This is a genomic window from Streptomyces sp. NPDC088923 (assembly GCF_044749745.1).
In the GTDB taxonomy this organism is placed as follows: Bacteria; Actinomycetota; Actinomycetes; order Streptomycetales; family Streptomycetaceae; genus Streptomyces.
In genome coordinates, this window is record NZ_JBIVIO010000001.1 from 1,029,989 (window position 1) to 1,052,030 (window position 22,042).

Below are 22,042 nucleotides of genomic sequence, written 5' to 3' on the forward strand. Positions count from 1 at the left end.
CTTGCCGCTCGGCGGCCTTCGCCGTGAGCGGGCCCGCGCGGCTGTGGGCCCCGCCACACCCGCCCTGCGGTCGCGCCCCCCACCGGCGCGATAGCCTGAGCGGCGGATCTCTCTTGACGCCAAGAGATCGATCATCCGGCGTCGGGTCCCAGATCCACCCCTTGGGGCAGGGAACCCCACCGCCAGTCGTCTGATGGAGATCGTCATGACCCGCACTCCCGTGAATGTCACCGTCACCGGCGCGGCCGGCCAGATCGGCTACGCGCTGCTCTTCCGCATCGCCTCCGGCCAGCTCCTGGGCCCGGACGTCCCGGTGAACCTGCGACTTCTGGAGATCACCCCGGCCCTCAAGGCCGCCGAGGGCACCGCGATGGAGCTCGACGACAGCGCGTTCCCGCTGCTCAAGGGCATCGAGATCAGCGACGACCCGAACGTCGCCTTCGACGGCGCCAACGTCGCCCTCCTCGTCGGCGCCCGCCCCCGCACCAAGGGCATGGAGCGCGGCGACCTCCTGGAGGCCAACGGCGGCATCTTCAAGCCGCAGGGCAAGGCGATCAACGACCACGCCGCCGACGACATCAAGGTCCTCGTCGTGGGGAACCCGGCGAACACCAATGCCCTCATCGCCCAGGCCGCCGCCCCGGACGTACCGGCCGAGCGCTTCACCGCGATGACCCGCCTCGACCACAACCGCGCCCTGACCCAGCTCGCGAAGAAGGCCGGTGTCACCGTCGCCGACATCAAGCGCCTGACCATCTGGGGCAACCACTCCGCGACGCAGTACCCCGACATCTTCCACGCGGAGATCAACGGCAAGAACGCCGCCGAGGTCGTGGGCGACGAGAAGTGGCTCGCCGAGGACTTCATCCCGACCGTGGCCAAGCGCGGTGCCGCCATCATCGAGGCGCGCGGCGCCTCCTCCGCCGCCTCGGCCGCCAACGCCGCCATCGACCACGTGTACACGTGGGTCAACGGCACCGACGAGGGCGACTGGGCCTCCATGGGCATCCCCTCGGACGGCTCCTACGGCGTCCCCGAGGGCCTCATCTCCTCCTTCCCGGTCACGGTGAAGGACGGCAAGTACTCCATCGTCCAGGGGCTGGAGATCAACGACTTCTCGCGCGCCCGCATCGACGCCTCGGTCAAGGAGCTGGGCGAGGAGCGCGACGCGGTCCGCTCGCTCGGCCTCATCTGAGACCTCCCGGTCCCTCGCGGGACGTACGGGCGCCGCGCGCGGCCCTTCAGGGAAAGCGGCCCTCACGGGAAGCGGCCCTCACGGGAAGCGGCCCTCACGGGAAGCGGCCCTCACGGGAAGCGGCCCTCACGGGAACGGGTCCGAACTCACCTGCCGGTCAGGTCAGTTCGGGCCCGTTTTTCGTGCGCGGGCCGGAGGGCGGGTGTCGTACAGTGTTGCCCCCGTCGCGCCCTGTGTCCTGGCGCGTCCCCCTGCCCGCGCACGCCGCGTCCGTCCCGGAAGGCCCGAGGTGACCGAGCAGCCGCCCCCGCAGCCCGAGCCGATCCCCCCGCAGGCGGCGGGCCCGCCGGACCCGAGCGCCTCCCCCGCCCCGCCCGCGCCACCCCGCACCCCGCCGCCCCCGCACGCCCCGCCGCCCGCCGGCTCCCGGGCCCCCGTCCCGCCCGCCGCGAGCGAGGCGACCCGCCTCCTCTGCGTCGGCGCGCACCACGACCGGGCCTTCCGCGAGGCGGTGCTCGACGAGCTGTACGTGCACGAGGAGCGTTTCACCGCGCCCTCGACCGGCATCGACGCGGGCCGCGTCCTCTCGCACGCCGTCCGCGCCAGGAACCAGGACGTCGCCTGGGCGGCGGGCATCCTCGGCCTGTGGCTGCTCGGGCTCGTCGTGACCGGCGGGCTCCTTCTCCTGGCGCTCCTCGGCAGCGTCGGTCTCGTCGTCGCCCGCTGGATCAGGGGCACGGGCCCCCTGGACTCCGGAGTCGCCCTCGCCCGCCGGGTGCTGGCCTTCTGGGTGCGCTGGATGTCGCGCCTCTACCTCGCCTACGTCCTCTTCACCCTCGTCCTGGTCGCCCTCGTCCTCGGCGGCACGGCCTTCTCCGCAGGGACCCTCTTCTCGCAGACCCTGACCGTCGCGCGTCTCTCCGCCGTCCTCACCCTCTGCGTGCTCGGCGGCATCGTCGCCTGCGTCGCCCTGCGGCGCGGGCAGTTCGCCCGCGTGGTGAGCGAGGAACTCTCCCCGCTCCGCTTCCCCCACGCCCCCGGCGACCCCGCCGAGACCGGCGCGGGCGAGCGCCTCGTACGCCTGCGCGCCAGGCTCCGCGCCGAACAGCACCAGCCGCTCGTGATGTACGAGGAGGACTGGCCCTTCCGCGGCTTCGGCACCCCCTACCGCACGTGGTCGCTCGCCATCGAGCTGCGCCCCCGCGGCGACAGGGAGCCCGTGCCGCTCGACAACGGCGAGATCCTGCGCCGCATCGTCCCGCTCGTCGAGGCGCTGCGCGTGCCCTCGCCGCGCCGCAACCCGGCGATCGCGGGCGCCGTCATCGACCGGCTGCGCGAACTGCGGCTGGACGAGTGCGTGTTCCTGCCCGCCGACGGCATCGAGGTCCGCGCGGCGGCACCGTACGCGCCGGAGGCCTTCGAGGCGCACCGCGCGGCAGCCCTCGAAGAGGGCGGCGAGGCGCGCCGGCACTTCCTGCGCATCCGCGTCGGCGGCTGGGACGAGGAACTCGTCGTGACCGTCTTCGTACGGGTGCACACGCAAGGCGGCATGCTCATGGCCGAGTTCGCGCCGCACGTCCTCCAGCCGGTGCGGCGCGCCTACCGCCTCGCCGAGCGCGAAGCGCGCCGCCACCGGGCCCTGCACCGGGTGGGGCACGTCGCCTGGGCGATCGTGCACACCCCGGCCTCCTTCGGGCACGCCGTGCGCACGCTCGGCGGCTGGGTGCGCGGCGAACTGCTCCGCCTCCTCGCCGGATACGCGGGCGCCCCGGCCGAGGGGCCCTCGGCGGCGGTACGCGAACTCGGCACGGACGAGGACCTCTCGCTCTTCCAGGAGATGGACCTCGACCGCTACCTCAAGACGATCCAGGACCGCGTGGCGGGCGGGGTGCGCACGGCGCTGCGCGAGGCCGGCTGGGCCACCGACGAGTTCGACCAGAAGATCGTCCACGTCGCGAACGGCGGCGTCTACATCGACTCCGCCAGGGACAGCGCCATCGGCATCGGCGACGACAACACGATCAGCCACACGGCGGCCGGCAAGGGGGACAAGAGGAAATGACCGAGGCAGCGGAGCAGGGGCAGGACAGGCGGGGCGTCCACATCGGTTCCGTCGAGGGCAGCGCCTTCGCGATCGGTGACGGGAACAAGGTCTCGTACGTACGGGGCGGGGCCGCGCCCGCCGACCAGGCACAGGCCGCGCTGCTCGCCGCGGTCACCGCGCTGCGCGCGGACCTCGCGCGCTTCACGGCGAGCCCGGAGAACGCGGCGCTCGACACCGAACTCGCCTCCGTCGAGGGCGAGATCACCACGGAGGGCGCCGCCTCGCGCGGCCGGCTCGCGCGGCTGCGCGAGGCCGTCGACGTCGCCGGGCCGCTCGTCGGCGCGCTCGCCTCGGGGGCCGCCGTCGTCGAGTCGCTCCTCGCGCTCCTGGGGGGCTGAGCCATGCCGCCCGCGATGCCGCGCTGGAACGCGTCCGCGCAGCGCTGGGAGCACGGCGCGGCCACGGCCGCGTACCCGCCGCCGGTCCCGGATGCGGCCCCGTACGTGGTCGCGCCGGGGCGGGAGGACGCGCCTCCCGGACCGGCGGCGGCGCCGTACGAGACCGTGCTCCCCTCCGTCACCTGGGACCCCGCGCCGCCGCCGTCGCCGACCGGGGGCCCGTCCCGGTGGCGCGACAAGCGCGCGCTCACGCTGGCGGCGGCCGTCGTGGTGGCGGCCGGAGCCGTCGCGCTGACGTGGACCCAGCTCGGCTCGGGGGACGACTCCGCCGAGGCGCACAAGTCCGCCGGGGTCTCCGCCGCGCCGGAGCCGACCATGGGGGAGGAGGGCGACCCCTCCGCCCCGGACCCGGCCTCCGGGACCACGTCGGACGGGCCCTCCGACGATCTGTCCGGCGAGACCTCCGAGGAGCCCTCGGCCGACCCCTCCGCGCTCCCCGAGGGCTTCGCCACCGCCGAGGACCCGGCCGGGTACACCCTCGCCGTGCCGGAGGACTGGGAGCGCAGCGAGAAGAACGGCAGCGTGTTCTACACCTCGTCCGACGAGCTGAGCCTCCTCCAGATCTTCGAGATCACCGACGCCGGCCTCACCCCGGAGCAGGCGGTGACGGGCGCGTCCGAGGACCTGCGCGGCCGCACCGAGCGGTACGAGCAGATCACGCTCGGCCCGGCCCGGAGCGGCCCGGAGAACCCGGAGGGGGACGCCGCGGAACTCGTCTACTCCTACGAGAGCGAGAAGGTCGGCGGCACCCGGCTCGGCATCGAACGCGCCTTCACCGCCACGGACGGCAAGCGCTACGCCTTCCTCGCCGCCGCCCCCGACACGACGGAGAAGGCGCAGCGCGAGGTCCTGGAAACGGCGTTGGCCCACTTCGAGCCGCCGGGGGAGTGATCTACGCTGTGCCCGGTCCGCGCACTCTGGGGGAAGCATGACAAGCAGGTTCACCGAGTTGACCGTCGACTGCCACGACCCGGAGAGGCTCGCGGAGTTCTGGTGCGCGGTCCTGGACTTCGAGGTGATCGACCGGGGCGAGGGGCAGGTCGAGATCGGCTCCTGGGTGCCGACCGCCGAGGAGATCCGGGCCCGGCAGATGCCGCCCACGCTGGTCTTCATCCGCGTACCCGAGGGCAAGGCCGTCAAGAATCGGCTGCACCTCGACGTCAGCCCCGTCGACCGCACCACCGAGGCCGAGGTGACCCGCCTGCTCGCCCTCGGCGCCACCCGAGCGGACGTGGGCCAGGGCCCGGACCGGAGCTGGGTCGTCATGGCCGACCCCGAGGGCAACGAGTTCGACGTCGTCCGCACGCTGGCCTCGTAGGGCTAGGCCGTGTCCGGCACCACGCCGCGCGCCGCCGCGACGTACGCGTAGACGGCCTCCCGCGAACGGGCGCGCGGCTCCGCCAGCTCCTCGCGGGTACGGGCCAGGTCCATGCGGTCCGTGTCCTTCAGCGCCCGCCGCCCGGCCGCAGCCAACTCGGCCGAAGCGGTGAGGAGTTCAGCGCGGAACATCGCCTCCAGGGCGACCGCCCGCAGCCGCGCCGCCTCGCGGCGCCGCTCCTCCGCGCCGGGCTCCTCGCGGTGCCGCGCGTACCAGTGGTCGAGCTGCCCCCTGCGGTAGTCGGCGAGCGCGCCCGCGAAGGAGCTGAACGCGGCGACGCGCTCCTGGCGCAGGCGCTCCTCGCGGGCCACCGCCTCGGCGCGCAGCGCGTTCCGGCGCTGGAAGACGTGGGTGAGGGCGGCCCCGAGGACGGTGCCCAGGACCGCCACCAGACTCGTCGCGACAGCCTCCACCCGGCTCAGCGAACCAGCCGGCCCCGCCCCCGGCAGCCCCTGGGGCCCACCCCATTCCCCGCGTGGGCCCCAGGCCCCCCGTACCGCCGGGCCCGCAGGGGTGCCTCCCGAGGTGAGTGTGCGCTCACTCACCTCAGAGTTCCTCCTCAGCCCGCGTGGTCGCCCGGCGTGTAGTGGCCCGGGACGTTGCGGCACGTCACGCTGAGGCGGTTCCACGCGTTGATGACCGTGATCGCGCCGACCAGCCCGGCCAGTTCGCGTTCCTCGAAGACCTCCGCCGCCTTCTCCCAGACCTCGTCGGGGACGAAGCCGTCGGTGAGGACCGTGACCGCCTCGGTCAGTTCGATCGCGGCGATCTCGCGCGCCGTGTAGTAGTGCTTCGACTCCTCCCAGGCGCTCAGCTGCACGATCCGCTCGATCGACTCGCCCGCCGCGAGCGCGTCCTTCGTGTGCATGTCGAGGCAGTACGCGCAGTGGTTGAGCTGCGAGGCGCGGATGCGGACCAGCTCGGCGAGCGCGGGCTCGACGCCGTCGTGCGAGGCGGTCTCCAGGCGGATCATCGCGCGGTAGAACTCGGGTGCGAGCTTCGCGAAGTTCAGGCGGGGGGTGTGCTCGGGGAGGCGGGTGGTGGCCGCGGTGTTCTCGTTCGTCGTCATGCGTCCACCGTAGAAGCCCGGCGGCCCAGGAGTATGGTCCATTCCCGTGGCGAACGAGTGGGCCAATCAGGGCCTCGACCTGCATCTGGACACCGGCCCGGGCGTGCCGCGCGGCACCGTCCGGGCCCGGCTCATGGACGCGCTGCGCGAGGCGGTACGGGGCGGGCGGCTCGCGCCCGGCACCCGGCTGCCCTCCTCCCGGCAGCTCGCCGCTGATCTCGGCCTCGCGCGCAACACCGTCGCCGACGCGTACGCGGAGCTCACCGCCGAGGGCTGGCTCACCGCCCGGCAGGGCTCGGGCACCCGCGTCGCGGCCCGCACCGCGCCCGTACCGCGCAAGGCGGCCCGCCCGGAGCGCCCCGCCGGACTCCCCCTGCACGATCTGCGCTCGGGCAGCCCCGACCTGACGGCGTTCCCGCGCGCCGCGTGGCTCAAGGCCGCCCGCCAGGCCATCGACCAGGCCCCGGCGAGCGCGTTCGGCTGGCCGGGCACGGGCCGCGAGGAACTGCGTACGGCGCTCGCCGAGTACCTGCCCCGGGTCCGCGGCGTGCGGGCCGAGCCGGACCGCGTCCTCGTGACGGCCGGATTCACGCAGGGGCTGCGGCAGCTCCTCCTGCGGCTGCGGGAGCGCGGGGTCCGTACCGTCGCGGTCGAGTCGTACGGGCTGTGGGTGCACTGGGAGATCCTGCGCGAGACCGGGATGCGGGTCGTCGTGCTCCCGTTCGACGGCGACGGCACCGTCCCCGTACCGCCGCCCGGCACCCACGCGGTGCTCCTCACGCCGAGCCACCAGTTCCCCACCGGGGGCGCGCTGCTGCCCGCGCGCAGGGCCGCGCTCGTGGACTGGGCGCGGGCGAGCGACGGGCTGATCCTGGAGGACGACTACGACGGAGAGTTCCGCTACGACCGGCAGCCCGTGGGGGCCTTGCAGGGGCTCGACCCGGAGCGGGTCGTGCACCTCGGCACGACGAGCAAGTCCCTCGCGACCGGGCTGCGGCTCGGGTGGGCGGTGCTGCCCGCCGCGCTCGCGACGGGGTCCCTCGCGCCGAACGGGGGCTGGGGCGGCACGACGTGGGGGCCGGGGGTCATGGACCAGCTGACCTTCGCGGCGTTCCTGCGCTCCGGCGCGTACGACCGGCACGTACGGGCCATGCGGCTGCGCTACCGGCGCCGCAGGGACGCCCTCGTCGCCGCCGTCACCGCGCGGGCCCCCGAGGTCCGCGTGAGCGGCATCGCGGCCGGACTCCACGCCGTCCTGCGCCTGCCCCCGGGTACCGAGCCCGTCGTCCTGCGTGCCGCCACCTGGGAACGCCTCGCCCTCACCGGCCTCGCCCAGTTCCGCCACCCCGACGCCCGAATCCCCCCGACGGACGCCCTGGTCGTCGGCTACGCCACCCCACCGGACCACGCCTGGCCCGCCGCCCTGGAGGCGCTGTGCAGGGTGCTGCCGTGACGGAAGAGCGAACGCACGGCGCCGGCCCGACACCGGCTCCGGGCCGACGAGCACCGCGGCTGCCGACGAGGACGCACACCGGCACGGTCGCCCGGGACCGCCCCTTGCCGCGCCGGAGCCGATCCCTCTCCGAGGGCGTAGCCTTTCGCCTCCCGAGGGGGAGAGGAACTCCCCGCGCGGTCCCCGCCCTTGATGCGATCACCGCGGATCGGTACGACTTCGACCGCGTCCAGGAGAACCGGCCATGCCCCTCAGCCTCGACAAGATTCCCGCCCCTCTCGTCTCCCTCACCAAGAGCGCCGCCGTCAGTCTCGACAAGCACGGCCTCACCGGGCAGCGCGCCGCGGTCTACCTCGTCCTCGACCGCTCCCGCAGCATGTCCCGCTACTACCGCGACGGCAGCATGCAGCACCTCGCCGAGCAGACCCTCGCGCTCTCCGTGAACCTCGACGACGACGGCATCGTCCCCGTCGTCTTCTTCGACACCGAGGCCCGCCCCGCCACGGAGCTCAGCCTCACCGACTACGAGGGGCGCATCGGCCGGCTGCACGCCTCCTACGGGCGGATGGGCACGACGAACTACGCCGACGCGATGAACGAGGTCATCGACCACTACCTCGACACCGGGACCGAGGTCCCGGCCCTCGTGATCTTCCAGACCGATGGAGGGCCGGATTCGAGGCGGGCCGCCGAGCAGACCCTCTGCCGGGCGGCGAAGCTGCCCCTGTTCTGGCAGTTCATCGGCTTCGGCCCGGACCGTTTCGACTTCCTGCGCAAGCTCGACGACCTCGCCGTGCCCCGGAAGCGGATCGTCGACAACGCGGGGTTCTTCCCCGCGGGCGCGGACCCGCGGGGGATGCCCGACGACGCGTTGTACGGGGCCCTGCTGGAGGAGTTCCCGCAGTGGCTCGCGTCGGCGCGGCAGGCGGGTGTCCTGCGGTGAGCGCGGGGGCGCGTCCTGGTGCGTCTTCCGTGCGGGGCGGCCGCTCCTGTCCGCCTTCGCCGGGTGGACAAGGCACAGCCCAGGTGGGCCGCCCCCTCACTTCCGCCGCCCCCTCACCCCCGCCACCCCCTCACCCCCGCCACCCCCCGTCCCCCGCCAGCTCCGCCACCTGCGACAGGGTCAGCGGCGGGGTGGTGGTCGTCGCCGGGCCGTGCTTGGTGTCCTTCGCGTTGGCCGCCGTGACCACGACGCGGGTCGCGTCGGGGCGCAGCGCGTCGGCGGTGCGGATCACCAGGGAGCCCTGGTGGGTCTCGTAGCGCAGGAGGAGGGTGCCGTCCTCGAGGTTCTCGGCCTTGCAGGAGGTGACGTCCTCGGTGCGGTCGCGGAGTCCGGCGCAGGAGTAGAGGCGGGTCAGGGCGGCCTTGTCCGGGGCCACGAGCTTCTTCGCCGCGCTCGCCCTCTTCGACTGGGCGCGCGCCTCGTCCTTGCTCAGCGGCGCGCTCCACCCCTTGCCGGACCTCTTGGGGTCGTCCGCCTCGCGCGCCAGCTTGCGCTCGACGTCCTTCGTCCGCGCCTCCACGTCGCTGTACGCGAAGTCCCGCTGGAGGTTCACCGTCACCTCGCCGCCTCGCACGAGCACGTGGGCCCCCGCGTCCCTGGCCTGCTCCCACTCCCCGGCCCGCTCCCCGTCGGGCACCAGCTTGCGCAGCCGGTCCACGACCTCGTCCCCGCTCGGCGCCGCCGCCCCGCGCACCGAGGCGACCGGCGCGAAGCGCGGCAACGAGACCGCCCCGCCACCCGCGACCGCCGCCCCGCCCGAGCCCCCGGCCCCGCCCGCGCCCCCCAGCACCGCCGCCACCGTGATCCCCGCGACCGCCGCGAACCCCCCCGTCGTCCACAGCGCCCGCCGCCGCGCCCTCGCCCGCCGCCCCCGCGCCAGGCCCCCGGCCACGAGCGGCTCCGTCGCCGGCAGGGGCGCCTCGGCCACGTACCGGTCGAGCAGCTCGCCGATCCGCTCCCCGTACTCGCGTTCGTCCATCACTCCCACTCCTCGTCTCCTCACCGTTCGCTGAGCGCCTCGCGCTCGTCCGCGAGTGCCGTCCGCAGTTTCGCCAGCGCCCGCAGGCTGCGGACGCGGACGTTGCCCGCGCTGATCCGCAGCTCCCTCGCCGTCTCCTCGACGTCCCTGTCCTCCCAGTACCGCAGGACCACGACCGCCCGCTCCTTCGGCGTGAGCCGCGCGAGGGCCTGCGCGAGCGCGAGGCGCAACGCCGGTTCCTCCGCCGGGGCCGCCCGCTCGGGCAGCTCGGCGACGGGCCGCTCGCGCGTCCTGCGCAGCCGTACGTGGGAGAGGTACGTACGGGTCAGGACGGCCCGCGCGTACGCCTCCGGGTGGTCCGCGCGGCTGACCCGCGCCCAGGAGACGTAGAGCTTGCCGAGCGCGGTCTGCACCAGGTCCTCGGCCAGGTGGTGATCGCCGCACAGCAGCAGCGCCGTGCGGAAGAGCCGTGGGCTCACCCTCCGCAGGAACTCCTCGGCCTCCGCCTCTCGGCGTGCCCGCCCTCTCATCGATCCCGCTCCTCCCCGTCTCTCCCCGTGCACTCCCTGGACGCCGCACCCCCCGCCCGGCGTTACACGCCCCGGGGAACCGATGTGCGCCGACGGTGGCGCGAACCGACGCCCGCTTCTAGGCTGTGCGGTGATTTCGGGGTACACGCGTACGGGTGCCGCAGAGGTGCCCGTACGCGGCAGCACACACGGGGGACCACCATGACCACGACTGATCCGACGCCCGCGCCCGCGGAGGCCCTCCGCCCCCGCAGGCTGCGTTCCACCACCGTCGTCCTCGGCGGCATGGGCCTGCTCGCCGTCGCCCTCTCCGCCTGCGGCTCCGACCCGGACCGCCGCTGCGTCGACCGCGACAGCTACACCATCGACGGCTACAAGGTGCTGGCCGACAAGAACTGCCGTACGACGAGCGGCGGTTCGGCGGCCAAGAACAAGGCGGGCGCGAGCAACGGGGCGGGCGCGAGGAGCGCCACGGCCGTCCGCCCCGCCTGGTACTACGACTCCGAGGCCAAGAGCGGTCGCGCCGACTACGGCACCTTCTCGCAGGACAGCGCGATCCAGCGCGGCGGCCTCGGCTGCGACGACGACGACAACGACGGCGGCGGGTACGGGGGCTGAGCCGGACCGGACGCGCACCGATCATGGAACGCCGCACCATCGAGCCCCGCCCCAACTGGCAGGAGACCGTCGAGGAACAGGGCCTCATCTACCCGCTGACCCGCTACCCCGACGGCGAGTTCCGCCCCTACTGGGACGAGAGCGCCTACTACGTCTTCACGCTGCCCGAGGTAGAGGCGCTGGAGGAGACGGTCGAGGAACTGCACGAACTGTGTCTCGCGGCAGCCGAGCACATCGTCTCCCACGACCGCTTCGCCGACCTCGGCCTCACCGACGCGCGCCAGACGGAGCTGATCGCCGAGTCCTGGCGCCGCCGCGCCGAACTCCCCTCCCTCTACGGCCGCTTCGACCTGCGCTACGACGGCCGGGGCCCCGCCAAGCTCCTGGAGTACAACGCGGACACGCCGACCTCGCTCGTCGAGGCGGCGAGCCCGCAGTGGTTCTGGATGGAGGAGCGCTTCCCGGGTGCCGACCAGTGGAACTCGCTCCACGAACGCCTCGTCGACGCCTGGCGCAGGCAGGCGAAGCTCCTCCCGCCGGGACCCGTGCACTTCGCGCACTCGGTCTCGGACATCCTCGGCGAGGACCTCATGACCGTCGCCTACCTGCGCGAGACCGCCGCGCAGGCCGGGCTCGACACCGAGGCGATCGCCGTCGAGGACCTCGGCTGGGACCCGCTCTCGCGCCGCTTCGTGGACCTCAAACTCCGGTTCGTACGGGCCTGCTTCAAGCTCTACCCCTGGGAGTGGCTCGCGAAGGACCGCTTCGCGCCGCACGTCCAGGAGACGCTGGACAACGGCGGCGGCACGGGCTCGACGATGTGGATCGAGCCCGCGTGGAAGATGCTCCTGTCCAACAAGGCGCTCCTCGCCATCCTCTGGGAACTCTTCCCCGGCCACCCGAACCTGCTCCCCGCCTACCTCGACGGGCCGCGCGAACTCGCCACGACGGGCGGGTACGCGGCGAAGCCGCTCTTCGGCCGCGAGGGCGCGGGCGTCACGCTCCACGAGCCGGGCGCCCCGCCCCGTACCCGTACGGAGGGCGAGGACCCGCTCTGCTACCAGGCCCTCGCCCCGCTCCCCGACTTCGACGGGAACAAGGTCGTGCTCGGCGCGTGGGTCGTCGAGGACGAGGCCGCCGGACTCGGCATCCGCGAGTCCTCGGGCCTCGTCACCGACGAGTACGCGCGCTTCCTGCCGCACGTGATCCTGTAGGTCCTGTAGGTCCTGTAGGAACGACAGTCAGTGGCAGTGCCCCTGCCGCCCCAGCGTCGTCACCGGCTCCGCCCCCGGCCGCGTCCACTGCGGTACGGGGCGGCTGGTCTCCCCCCACCCGGCCACGCCCTCGGCGTCCGTGCGCCAGTACCAGCACGGCTCGCGGCCCTCGGGCCATCCCGCCGGGTTCTCCTCCCACGCCTCGCCGCGCCCGTACGGCGTCCGGTCGAGCAGCGCGAACGAGCCGCTGAACGCCTCGTTGCCGCGCCCCGTCGTCGTGTACGTGAGGAAGACGCGGTCCCCCTCGCGCAGGAACGCCGACAGGTTGCCCATGCCGCCGCCGAGGGGCACGCCGGTGTCGCGCAGGGAGTACCACGGCTGCTGGTACCCCATGAAGTCCGCGTACGGGCCCAGTTCGTCATAGGCCCCGGACGCGAGGAAAGCGAAGGAGACGCCGCGCGCCTCCAGGTAGGGCGTCGTGACCTTGAGGTGCCAGGCCGCGTTCGTACAGCCCTCGCACTGGCCCTGCGACGGCGCGCCGTCGTACCACATGTGCTGGTAGGTGAGCAGTTCGTTCCGTCCCTCGAAGAGGTCGACGAAGGCCACGGGTCCCTCGGCGCCGACGACTTCGGCCCTCCCATCGATCTCGGTCATCGGCAGTCGGCGCCGTGCCGCCGCGAGCGCGTCGCCCTCGTGCGTGTACGCCTTCTCGCGCACGAGGAGCGCGTCCCGGGCCTGCTGCCAGGTCTCCCTGTCCACGAGGGGCGGCTGAGCGGGGGGTGTCGTCATGGGTTTCCTCCGTAGGGGTTCTGCGGGGTGGACGGGTCGAGCGCGCGGAACTCATCGGCGGAACGGGTACGGACACCCGGACCGCCCCCTATCCGTACCGCGGTGCCGCTCCTCAGCCGACGATCGCCGCGAGCTGGTCCAGCCCCCAGTCCAGGTCCTCCTCGCTGATCACCAGCGGCGGCGCGAGCCGGATCGTCGAGCCGTGCGTGTCCTTCACGAGCACCCGCCGGTCCATGAGCCTCTCGGACAGCTCGCGGCCCGTGCCGAAGGCGGGGTCCACGTCCACGCCCGCCCACAGCCCGCGCCCCCGTACCTCCCTGACCGCCCCGCCGTCCGCGACGAGTTCCGCGAGCCGCGCGTGCATCCGCGCGCCGAGCCGCGTCGCGCGCGCCTGGAACTCGCCGCTCTCCAGGAGCGCGATCACCTCGATCGCGACCGCGCACGCGAGCGGGTTCCCGCCGAACGTCGAGCCGTGCTCGCCGGGCCGGAGGACGCCGAGCACGTCTCAGTCGGCGACGACGGCCGAGACCGGCACGACCCCGCCCCCGAGCGCCTTGCCGAGGATGTACACGTCGGGGACGACGCCCTCGTGCTCGCACGCGAAGGTACGGCCCGTGCGGCCCAGACCCGACTGGATCTCGTCCGCCATGAACAGCACCCCGCGCTCCCGCGTCAGCTCCCGCACCGCCGGGAGGTAGCCCTCCGGGGGCACCAGGACACCCGCCTCGCCCTGGATCGGCTCGATGAGCACGGCGACCGTGTTGTCCGTGATCGCCTCGCGCAGCGCGGTGAGGTCCCCGTACGGGACGAGGTCGAAGCCCGGCGTGTACGGGCCGAAGTGGTGGCGGGCCTCATGGTCGCTGGAGAAGCTGACGACCGTCGTCGTACGGCCGTGGAAGTTGTTCCGCGCCACGACGATCTTCGCCGTGCCCTCGGGCACGCCCTTGACCTCGTACCCCCACTTCCGCGCCGTCTTCACCGCCGTCTCGACCGCCTCCGCGCCCGTGTTCATCGGCAGCACGGCCTCCTTGCCGCACAGCGCGGCGAGGCGCGTGCAGAACTCGCCGAAACGGTCGTGGTGGAAGGCGCGGGAGGTGAGCGTGACCCGGTCGAGCTGGGCCTTCGCGGCGGCGAGGAGACGGGTGTTGCCGTGGCCGAAGTTGAGCGCCGAGTAGCCGGCGAGCAGGTCGAGATAACGGACGCCCTCGATGTCCGTCATCCAGGCGCCCTCGGCGGAGGAGACGACGACGGGGAGCGGGTGGTAGTTGTGGGCGGCGTGCCTTTCGGCGGCGGCGATGAAGGTGTCCGTCTGGCTGCTCATGAGGGTCTCCGTCCGTCCGGCGATACGGGTACGCCTCTCTGTACCGCCACGGACGGGCTCAGTGCCGCAACTTCGCCGGAATTCACCCCACCCGGTACCCCGGCACCGACGGCCACCGCACCGTCAGGACCACCGACTCCTCCTCCGCGATCCACGAGTGGTCCACGCCCCTGCCCCACACCACGTAGTCGCCCTGCTCCTCCAGCAGCACGCTGCGGCCCGGCAGTTCGACGCGGAAGCGGCCGCTGATGAGGACGAGCAGCGCCTCGCGCACCTCGCCGCGCACCCACTCCGCCCGCGTGTCGCCCGGCGGGTGCACGCCCCACTTGATCTCCACGGCCTCGCTGTGCCGGGGGTCGCCCGCGGGCTTGAAGTGGCCGAGGAGCCAGCCGCGGTCGAGGGCCGCGTCCTTGCCCGCCTTGCCCACGTAGACCGTGTCGCCGGTCGTGGGGACGTTCTCGTCGTTCATGGCCCGGGACGTTACCGGCGGCCCCGCCGCCACCCGCGCCCGCTCCCCCGTAACCTGCTCCCGTTTCCCGCCCCGTACCTGAGACAATGGGCCGCATGGCCTCTGAACGTTCTCGTGTGCTCTCCGGAATCCAGCCCAGCGCGGGCTCGTTCCACCTCGGCAACTACCTGGGCGCCGTCCGCCAGTGGGTGTCCCTCCAGGAGTCGTACGACACGTACTACATGCTCGCCGACCTGCACGCGATCACGGTCACGCAGGACCCCGAGGCGCTGCGCACCAACACCCGGCTCTCGGCGGCCCAGATCCTCGCCGCCGGGGTCGACCCCGAGCGCGGCGTGCTCTTCGCGCAGAGCCACGTGCCCGAGCACGCCGAGCTGGCCTGGGTCATGAACTGCCTCACCGGCTTCGGCGAGGCGTCCCGCATGACGCAGTTCAAGGACAAGGCCGCGAAGCAAGGCGCCGAGGGCACGACGGTCGGGCTCTTCACGTACCCCGTCCTCCAGGTCGCCGACATCCTCCTCTACCAGCCCCAGCAGGTCCCGGTGGGCGAGGACCAGCGCCAGCACGTGGAGCTGACCCGCGACCTGGCCGAACGCTTCAACGCGCGCTACGGCGAGACCTTCGTCGTCCCCGAGGCGTACATCCTCAAGGAGACGGCGAAGATCTACGACCTCCAGGAACCGACCGCGAAGATGAGCAAGTCGGCCGCCTCGCCCAAGGGCCTCGTCAACCTCATGGACGAGCCGAAGGCGACCGCGAAGAAGATCAGGAGCGCCGTCACCGACACCGGCAGCGAGATCCGCTTCGACCGCGAGAACAAGCCCGGCGTCAGCAACCTCCTCAACATCTACGCCAACCTCACCGGGCTCACGGTGCAGGCCCTGGAGGAGAAGTACCAGGGCAAGCTGTACGGGGCGCTCAAGACCGACCTCGCCGACGTCGTCGTGGACTTCGTCACGCCCTTCCGCGACCGGACGCGGGAATACCTCGACGACCCGGCCACGCTCGACAAGATCCTCGCCGCGGGGGCCGAGAAGGCGCGCGAGGTCGCCTCACCGACGCTCACCGCCGCGTACGACAAGGTCGGCTTCCTGCGTCCGGCACGCTGAACTGCGCTTTTCCGCGGCGCTCCGGACGCTCGACGCCCTCTCGCCCCCCGGACCCCGGCCCCGCGCGGGGCCGGGGACGGCGTGCGCGGGGGACGCGCACGCGGGCGGTGGGGGAGCGCGGCGCGACGGCTCGCGCGCGGAGCGCGTGCGGCGCACGGGCGGCGCGTGACACCAGGCACACACCGGGGGCCTTGGCCGTGCCGGGTGCGGGCGCGACACTTGCCGTACCGGACCGGGACCGTACAGACCGCGCACAGCGGACACACCGCGCGGGCGACTGTCGCGGACCCGGCGGTGGAGACTCACACGAGGAGATGGGAGTGGACGTGGGCTCGGTCACGCTCGGCGTTTCGATCGCGGTCCCGGAGCCTCATGGCAGCCGCCTCCAGCGACTGCGCGCGGACTTCGGAGACCCGGCCGCGCACGGTATCCCCACCCACATCACGCTGCTTCCGCCCACCGAGGCGCCCGCCGACGCGCTGCCCGCCGTCGAGCGGCACCTCGCCGAGGTCGCCGCGAACGGCAGGTCCTTCCCGCTCCGCCTCGAAGGCACCGGGACCTTCCGCCCCGTCTCGCCCGTCGTGTACGTGCGGGTCGTCGAGGGCCCGGACGCGTGCGCCTGGCTCCAGAAGCAGGTACGCGACGCCTCGGGGCCCGTCGCGCGTGAGCTCCAGTTCCCGTACCACCCGCACGTGACGATCGCGCACGGCATCACCGAGGAGGCGATGGACCGCGCGCAGACCGAGCTGGCCGACTACGAGGCGGCCTGGGACTGCACGGGCTTCAGCCTCTACGAGCAGGGCCGCGACGGCGTGTGGCGCCGCCTGCGCACCTTCTCCTTCGGCGCCGGCGCGGTCCCGAGCCAGCCCCTTCGCCCGGACGAGGCCCCGCACCCGATCGGCTGACGGGCCCCGGGGTGCCCGATCGGCTGACGGGGCCCGGGTGCCCGAGCGGCTGAGCGGGGCCTTCGCCCCCGTCCGTACGGGGCTCAGACCGGGAGCCGCCGGAAGAGCGGGCGCGGGAGGTGCCGCAGCCCCGCCATGACCGGGCGCAGCGTCGCCGGGACCCACACCGTCTCGCTGCCGCGCCGCAGGCCCCGCTCCACCGCCTCGGCGACCGCCTCCGGCGTCGTCGCGAAGGGGCCGTCGACGCCGAACACCCCGCTCGCGTACTCCTCGGGGACGGCCTGCCCCGGGCGGCGGCTGCGCACCACGCCGGGGCGCACGACCAGGACGCGCACGCCCGTCCCGTACAGCGCGTCGCCGAGACCCTGCGCGAAGGCGTCGAGCCCCGCCTTCGAGGAGCCGAAGATGAAGTCCCCGCGCCGCACGCGCTCGCCCGCGACCGAGGAGAGCACGACGAGCGCCCCGTGCCCCTGCGCCTGGAGCCCCATCCCGCACACGAGTCCCGCCGAGACGGCGCCCGTGTAGTTCGTCGCGGCGACGCGCGCGGCGGCGGCCGGGTCGGCCTCGTCGTTGAGCTGGTCGCCCGCGAGTCCGAAGGCGAGGAGGACGAGGTCGACCGGGCCCTCGGCGAAGACCTTGCCGAGCACCTCGGCGTGCGAGGCGGGGTCGAGCGCGTCGAAGTCGACGGTGTGCGTGCGCGCGCCGAGGGCGCGCAGTTCGGCGGCGGCGGCGTCGAGCGCGGGCCCCGCCCGGCCCGCGAGCCACACGGTGCGGGTGCGGCGGCCGATCATGCGGCGCGCGGTGGCGAGACCCAGCTCCGAGGTGCCGCCGAGCAGCAGCAGTGAACGGGGCGGTCCGATCGGGTCCTGCATGGCGTACTCCTCGGGGCTCAGGGGTGGGCGCGCGGTGACCGTATCGCCCACCGCATACCGAATACGCCCAAATCGATCGAAAACTCACCGTATCGGGCTACGGTGCGCGTCCGTTCCCGCCCCGCCGGACTGCGCGGGCCCGTCCCGGGGCACATGGTGGCCAGACGGTACGGCGCGGCGCTCGGGAGGGCGGACACACACCCATGGACTGGCTCACGAGACTCCCGGTGCTCGGCCCCTGGTTCGCGCGGCTCATGCGCACCCGCGCCTGGCGTTGCTACGAGCGGCTCGACGAGGTGCGCTGGGCGCGGCTCGCCGCCGCGATGACCTTCACGAGCTTCCTCGCCCTCTTCCCGCTGCTCACCGTCGCCGTCGCCGTCGTCGCGGGCGCCTTCGGGCAGGACCGCGTCCACGACCTCGAATCCCGCGTCAAGGAACAGGTCCCCGGCATCGCCGACCAGCTCGACCTGCAAGGACTTGTCGACAACGCGGGCACGGTCGGGCTCGTCGCGGGGGCGGCGCTGCTCTTCACGGGCATCAACTGGGTCGGCTCGATGCGGGAATCGCTGCGCGCGGTGTGGCGGCTGCCCGAGGACCCGGGAAACGCCATCATGGCCAAGGTGCGCGACGCGGGGGTCCTGATCGGCCTCGGCGCGGCGGGCGTGATCACCGTCGTCGCCTCGGCCGCCTCGACGACGGCGATCGGCTGGACGGCCCGCCACATCGGCATCGCCGAGAACGGCGCGGGCGGCGTCCTGCTGCGCGTCCTCTCCTTCGCCGTCGCGGTCGGCACCGACTTCCTGCTCCTGCTCTACGTCCTGAGCCTGCTGCCCCGCGTGCACCCCCCGCGCCGCCGCCTCGTCTTCGCCGCGCTGATCGGCGCGATCGGCTTCGAGCTGCTGAAGCTGCTGATCGGCGGCTACATCTCGGGCGTCGCCTCGAAGAACATGTACGGCGTCTTCGGCGTCCCGATCGCGTTGCTCCTGTGGATCAACTTCACCGCGAAGCTGCTCCTGTACTGCGCGGCGTGGACGGCGGTGGAGGGGCGCGCGGAGACGGCGGAGAGCGAGCGGGCCGAGGAGGCCGAGGCGGCGCGGCTCACGACGGCGACGCAGCCCCCGGCGGGCCGGGGCGGCAGGTTCCGCAAGCGCGGACGGCCGGGGGCGACGCGGGCGGCGGGAGACTCCGGGGGCTGAGCGGGACCGGCACCGGGGGCCCGGTACGTACGGGGGCGGGGCCCGAGGAGCGCGTGTCCTCGGGCCCCGCGCTGCCGGCGTGCGGGCTGCCCGGCGGGTCAGTCGCGGTGAGGGGTGTCCGGGCCCGTACCGGTGGCGTCGGGGGTCGTACCGATGCCGTCCGGGTCCGTACGGGTGCCGTCGAGGTCTGTACGGGTGCCGTCCGGGACCGTCCCGGCGGCCTCCGCGACCGTCCCGGTGGTGTCCGGGCCCGTGCCGGTGGTGTCCGGGCCCGCCGGGAGGGGGCGTCGGCGGCGGACGACGAGGACGACGCCCGCGAGGACGACGAGGACGCCACCGCTGACCGCGAGCGCCGTTCCGAGGCCGCCGGAGCCCTCGTCGGCACCCGCCGCGCTCGTCGGGCCCCCAGTGCCCTTGCCGCCGGCCGCCTGCTTCGCGTCGGCGGCCTCCTTGCTCGCCTTGGCGCGCTCGGCCACGACACTGCGCGGAGGGACCAGTTCGCCGACCGGTGTGACCTTGCCGTCGGCGGCGAAGCCCCAGTCCAGCAGGCGCGCGGCCTCGCGGTAGACGGCCTGGGTCTCGTCGTAGTCGGGGTGCATGACGGTGACGAGCAGCTTGCGGTCGCCGCGCTGCGCGTACGCCGTGTAGGTCGCGCCCGCGTTGGTCGTGTTGCCGTTCTTGACGCCCGCGATGCCCTGGTAGGGCTTGAGGTCGTAGGTGCCGGTGAGGAGCCGGTTGGTGTTCTGGATGCCGAAGTGCTCGCGGGGGCGCTCCTCGGGCCCGGCCTGCCCGTCCGTCGCCTTCTTCTTGTCCTTGTCCTTCTTCTTCTTGGCGAACTCGCCGGGGAACTGCGCCTCCGCCGTGGAGCAGTACTCGCGGAAGTCGGGGTTCTTGAGGCCGTCGCGGGCGAAGAGCGTGAGGTCGTACGCGCTCGACACCTGCCCCTTCGCGTCGTAGCCGTCCGGCGTGACGACGTGCGTGTCGTTCGCCTGGAGCTCGTGGGCCCGCGCCCGCATGTCCCGCACGGTCTGCGCGACGCCGTTGTTCATGGCGGAGAGGACGTGCACCGCGTCGTTGCCCGAGCGCAGGAAGACGCCGAGCCAGAGGTCGTGCACCGAGTAGGGCAGGTCCTCCTTGATGCCGACGAGGCTGGAGCCCTCGCCGATCCCGTCGAGGTCCTTGAGCGTGACCTGGTGCACCTTGTCCTTCGAGAACTTCGGCAGCAGCGTGTCCGCGAAGAGCATCTTCAGCGTGCTCGCGGGCGCGAGCTTCCAGTGCGGGTTGCGCGCCGCGAGGATCTCGCCGGACTCGGCGTCGGCGACGACCCAGGAGCGCGCGGTGAGCTTCTTCGGCAGCTTGGGCGCCCCGGCGCCCGGCGCGACCTGCGTACCGGGCAGCGCGAGCCGCGCCCCGCCCGTCGTGGAGGTGCGCGCGGGCGGACGGGGGCTCGCGGAGCCTTCGCCCGAGTCGGCCAGGGCAGGGCTCGCGGCCACGGAGAGGGACAGGGCGGCGGCGGCAGCGCAGGCGGTCAGGGAGAGCACCGGTACGCGCTTTTTCGTAGCGGACACGTTCAGGAACGTACCTGTGCTGTCACGGGGGGCAAGCGGGGAGGGGGCGGAGGAGGGGGCCGATCGGGGGAGAGGGGAAGCGGCGGAGCCTCGGCCGTTCGGGCGGTCCGGGGCGGTGGCGGCGGCGCGGGGGCTTGCGCTCCCGGGCTCCTCGCGCCCGTCTCGTCCGCTCCCGGGCGTCTTGTCCGCACCCCGGCGCAGGGCGCGGCGGGCCCGGCGCGATACTGGGCCCATGAAGCTCAGCCGCCCGGTCTCCTGGTTCCTGCTCGCGTTCGGGGTGTGGAGCTGGATCATCTGGATCACTTTCGCCAAGAATCTGTGGAAAGACGGCAGCGGTCTCGCTTTCGACGACGCCGGCGACCCCACCACCTACTTCTGGGTCCACCTGCTGCTGGCGATCGCCTCCTTCATCCTGGGGACGGTTGTAGGCGGCATCGGGTTCCGGGGACTGCGTGCGCTGCGGAAACGTGATCTTCCCGTGTGATTGCGCGAGCCCTACGGGAACCGGGCGCGGGTGACGGGCCGTTGACGCGGCATGGTGATCCTCTTCGGCGTGGCCCTGCTGCTCGTGCTCGCGCTGCTCGGCCTGGCCCACTGGTATCTGTGGCGCCGCCTCGTCCGCGACACGACGCGCGGCCCGGGACCGGCCCGCACGCTGGGCACGGCCTTCTTCGTCGCGGCCCCCGTGCTCATGCTCGCCGCCTTCGCGGGCTCGCGCGCCCTCCCCTTCGGGGTGCTGCGCGTCGTGGCGTGGCCGGGGTACCTGTGGGCGGCGGTCGCGCTGTACCTGCTCATGGCGGTGGCGATCGGCGAGTTGCTCCGCCCCTTGCTCTTTCGGGTGATACGGGGGCGGTACGGCCGGGAGGGTGAGGGGGCCGTGCCGGTGGCGGCGCCTGCGGAGGCGGAGCGGACGGCGGATCCCGTACCCGCCCCGGTGCCGGGCCCCGTACCCGCCCCCGTACCCGCCTCGGAGCCCGCCCCGGTCGAAGCACCGCGTCCCGCGCCCTCCCGCCGCCTGTTCGTCTCGCGGATCGTCGGCGGCGCGGCGGGCGCGGCGGCGCTCGGGACGGTCGGCCACGGCGCGTACGGCGTGCTGCGCGGCCCGCGCCTCAAGCGCGTGACGATCCCGCTCGCCAAGCTGCCGCGCTCCGCGCACGGCTTCCGTATCGCGGTGGTGAGCGACATCCACCTCGGCCCGATCCTGGGCCACGCGCACACCCGGCGGATCGTGGACACGATCAACGGGGCCCAGCCGGACGCCGTGGCGGTGGTGGGCGACCTGGTGGACGGCTCGGTGGCGCAGCTCGGTCACGCGGCCCAGCCGCTGAGCGACCTGCGGGCGCGGCACGGCGCGTACTTCGTCACGGGGAACCACGAGTACTACTCGGGCGCGGACGAGTGGATCGACGAGGTGCGCGAGCTGGGGCTGCGCCCGCTGGAGAACGCGCACGTGGAGCTGCCCGGCTTCGACCTGGCGGGCGTCAACGACATCTCCGGCGAGGACCACCACGCCGCCCCGGACTACGCCAAGGCCCTCGGCGACCGCGACCCCGCCCGCGCCTCCGTCCTCATGGCCCACCAGCCGGTGATGATCCACGAGGCCGTCAAGCACGGAGTGGACCTCCAGCTCTCCGGCCACACCCACGGCGGCCAGCTCTTCCCCGGCAACCTCCTCGCCCGCGCCGGCAACCCCACGGTCGCGGGCCTCGACCACTACGGCGACACGACGCTGTACGTGACGCGCGGAGCGGGGGCGTGGGGCCCACCCGTCCGGGTGGGCGCGCCCTCGGACATCACGGTGGTGACGCTGGCGGCGGCGGGGGCGTGAGGAGCCTTGACCCTGACGCTGCCTTGACCCTGACGCTGGCGGCA

General features: G+C 73.8%; 22 protein-coding genes and 1 pseudogene. 14 read left to right on the plus strand and 9 right to left on the minus strand.

Features of this window, described 5'->3' with window-relative positions:
• Positions 1-205 precede the first annotated feature (205 nt).
• The 5 genes from ACIP4O_RS04860 to ACIP4O_RS04880 all read left to right on the plus strand — a co-directional run bounded on the left by ACIP4O_RS04860 (position 206) and on the right by ACIP4O_RS04880 (position 5,015).
• A complete protein-coding gene (locus ACIP4O_RS04860) occupies positions 206-1,195 on the plus strand; it encodes a malate dehydrogenase (RefSeq protein ID WP_401571520.1) in 990 nt (329 codons plus the stop codon).
• Between the two features lie 289 nt (positions 1,196-1,484).
• Positions 1,485-3,257, plus strand: coding sequence for a hypothetical protein (locus ACIP4O_RS04865; RefSeq protein WP_401571522.1), 1,773 nt, complete (start codon positions 1,485-1,487; stop codon positions 3,255-3,257).
• On the plus strand, positions 3,254-3,637 hold the full coding sequence (locus tag ACIP4O_RS04870; protein ID WP_361320530.1) for a hypothetical protein: 384 nt from the start codon (positions 3,254-3,256) through the stop codon (positions 3,635-3,637). The genes ACIP4O_RS04865 and ACIP4O_RS04870 overlap by 4 nt, the downstream gene beginning before the upstream one ends.
• A 3-nt stretch (positions 3,638-3,640) precedes the next feature.
• A complete protein-coding gene (locus tag ACIP4O_RS04875) occupies positions 3,641-4,588 on the plus strand; it encodes a hypothetical protein (protein WP_401571525.1) in 948 nt (315 codons plus the stop codon).
• A 37-nt stretch (positions 4,589-4,625) separates the two neighbouring features.
• Entirely contained in the window at positions 4,626-5,015 is a 390-nt protein-coding gene (locus tag ACIP4O_RS04880; RefSeq protein ID WP_401571527.1) for a VOC family protein, read from the plus strand.
• 2 nt (positions 5,016-5,017) lie between these two features.
• Here ACIP4O_RS04880 and ACIP4O_RS04885 read toward each other — a convergent pair whose 3' ends face one another.
• Positions 5,018-5,488: a hypothetical protein gene (locus ACIP4O_RS04885; RefSeq protein ID WP_401571530.1), complete on the minus strand. Its 471-nt coding sequence runs from the start codon at positions 5,486-5,488 to the stop codon at positions 5,018-5,020.
• Positions 5,489-5,634: 146 nt separating this feature from the next.
• The gene (locus ACIP4O_RS04890; RefSeq protein WP_401571533.1) at positions 5,635-6,144 is read right to left on the minus strand and encodes a carboxymuconolactone decarboxylase family protein; all 510 of its coding nucleotides are present in this window, start codon (positions 6,142-6,144) and stop codon (positions 5,635-5,637) included.
• 46 nt (positions 6,145-6,190) lie between these two features.
• Between ACIP4O_RS04890 and ACIP4O_RS04895 the strand changes: the two genes are divergently transcribed.
• Both ACIP4O_RS04895 and ACIP4O_RS04900 read left to right on the plus strand, forming a co-directional pair.
• On the plus strand, positions 6,191-7,597 hold the full coding sequence (locus ACIP4O_RS04895; RefSeq protein ID WP_401571536.1) for a PLP-dependent aminotransferase family protein: 1,407 nt from the start codon (positions 6,191-6,193) through the stop codon (positions 7,595-7,597).
• A 244-nt stretch (positions 7,598-7,841) separates the two neighbouring features.
• Positions 7,842-8,540 carry a VWA domain-containing protein gene (locus ACIP4O_RS04900; RefSeq protein WP_401571539.1) on the plus strand — a complete coding sequence of 233 codons (699 nt, stop codon included), beginning with the start codon at positions 7,842-7,844 and terminating at the stop codon, positions 8,538-8,540.
• 130 nt (positions 8,541-8,670) lie between these two features.
• On the opposite strand, the gene ACIP4O_RS04905 is transcribed toward ACIP4O_RS04900, so the two are convergent.
• Positions 8,671-9,579, minus strand: coding sequence for a hypothetical protein (locus tag ACIP4O_RS04905; protein WP_401571542.1), 909 nt, complete (start codon positions 9,577-9,579; stop codon positions 8,671-8,673).
• Between the two features lie 20 nt (positions 9,580-9,599).
• Positions 9,600-10,109 (minus strand): SigE family RNA polymerase sigma factor, encoded by a 510-nt coding sequence (locus ACIP4O_RS04910; RefSeq protein WP_401571544.1) that lies wholly within the window; start codon positions 10,107-10,109, stop codon positions 9,600-9,602.
• Positions 10,110-10,310: 201 nt separating this feature from the next.
• Here ACIP4O_RS04910 and ACIP4O_RS04915 point away from each other — a divergent pair, with 201 nt between their 5' ends.
• Both ACIP4O_RS04915 and ACIP4O_RS04920 read left to right on the plus strand, forming a co-directional pair.
• Positions 10,311-10,727, plus strand: a complete 417-nt coding sequence (locus tag ACIP4O_RS04915; RefSeq protein ID WP_401571547.1) for a hypothetical protein — start codon at positions 10,311-10,313, stop codon at positions 10,725-10,727.
• Between the two features lie 23 nt (positions 10,728-10,750).
• A complete protein-coding gene (locus tag ACIP4O_RS04920; RefSeq protein WP_401571550.1) occupies positions 10,751-11,941 on the plus strand; it encodes a glutathionylspermidine synthase family protein in 1,191 nt (396 codons plus the stop codon).
• Between the two features lie 27 nt (positions 11,942-11,968).
• On the opposite strand, the gene ACIP4O_RS04925 is transcribed toward ACIP4O_RS04920, so the two are convergent.
• The 3 genes and pseudogenes from ACIP4O_RS04925 to ACIP4O_RS04935 all read right to left on the minus strand — a co-directional run bounded on the left by ACIP4O_RS04925 (position 11,969) and on the right by ACIP4O_RS04935 (position 14,520).
• Entirely contained in the window at positions 11,969-12,730 is a 762-nt protein-coding gene (locus ACIP4O_RS04925; protein ID WP_401571552.1) for a DUF899 family protein, read from the minus strand.
• Positions 12,731-12,842: 112 nt separating this feature from the next.
• Positions 12,843-14,051, minus strand: a pseudogene (rocD, locus tag ACIP4O_RS04930) (ornithine--oxo-acid transaminase).
• An 82-nt stretch (positions 14,052-14,133) separates the two neighbouring features.
• The gene (locus tag ACIP4O_RS04935; RefSeq protein WP_401571554.1) at positions 14,134-14,520 is read right to left on the minus strand and encodes a signal peptidase I; all 387 of its coding nucleotides are present in this window, start codon (positions 14,518-14,520) and stop codon (positions 14,134-14,136) included.
• Between the two features lie 95 nt (positions 14,521-14,615).
• On the opposite strand from ACIP4O_RS04935, the gene trpS reads away from it, so the two are divergent.
• Positions 14,616-15,629: a tryptophan--tRNA ligase gene (gene trpS, locus ACIP4O_RS04940; protein WP_401571557.1), complete on the plus strand. Its 1,014-nt coding sequence runs from the start codon at positions 14,616-14,618 to the stop codon at positions 15,627-15,629.
• 320 nt (positions 15,630-15,949) lie between these two features.
• Positions 15,950-16,534: a 2'-5' RNA ligase family protein gene (locus tag ACIP4O_RS04945; RefSeq protein WP_401573827.1), complete on the plus strand. Its 585-nt coding sequence runs from the start codon at positions 15,950-15,952 to the stop codon at positions 16,532-16,534.
• A gap of 83 nt (positions 16,535-16,617) precedes the next feature.
• On the opposite strand, the gene ACIP4O_RS04950 is transcribed toward ACIP4O_RS04945, so the two are convergent.
• Positions 16,618-17,406 carry an SDR family NAD(P)-dependent oxidoreductase gene (locus ACIP4O_RS04950; RefSeq protein WP_401571560.1) on the minus strand — a complete coding sequence of 263 codons (789 nt, stop codon included), beginning with the start codon at positions 17,404-17,406 and terminating at the stop codon, positions 16,618-16,620.
• 203 nt (positions 17,407-17,609) lie between these two features.
• Between ACIP4O_RS04950 and ACIP4O_RS04955 the strand changes: the two genes are divergently transcribed.
• Positions 17,610-18,602, plus strand: coding sequence for a YihY/virulence factor BrkB family protein (locus tag ACIP4O_RS04955; protein ID WP_401571563.1), 993 nt, complete (start codon positions 17,610-17,612; stop codon positions 18,600-18,602).
• A 98-nt stretch (positions 18,603-18,700) separates the two neighbouring features.
• Here ACIP4O_RS04955 and ACIP4O_RS04960 read toward each other — a convergent pair whose 3' ends face one another.
• On the minus strand, positions 18,701-20,143 hold the full coding sequence (locus ACIP4O_RS04960; RefSeq protein WP_401573828.1) for a D-alanyl-D-alanine carboxypeptidase family protein: 1,443 nt from the start codon (positions 20,141-20,143) through the stop codon (positions 18,701-18,703).
• A gap of 259 nt (positions 20,144-20,402) precedes the next feature.
• Between ACIP4O_RS04960 and ACIP4O_RS04965 the strand changes: the two genes are divergently transcribed.
• Positions 20,403-20,654, plus strand: coding sequence for an SCO4848 family membrane protein (locus tag ACIP4O_RS04965; protein WP_361320562.1), 252 nt, complete (start codon positions 20,403-20,405; stop codon positions 20,652-20,654).
• Between the two features lie 51 nt (positions 20,655-20,705).
• Positions 20,706-21,998 carry a metallophosphoesterase gene (locus tag ACIP4O_RS04970; RefSeq protein ID WP_401571566.1) on the plus strand — a complete coding sequence of 431 codons (1,293 nt, stop codon included), beginning with the start codon at positions 20,706-20,708 and terminating at the stop codon, positions 21,996-21,998.
• The last annotated feature ends 44 nt before the right edge of the window (positions 21,999-22,042 follow it).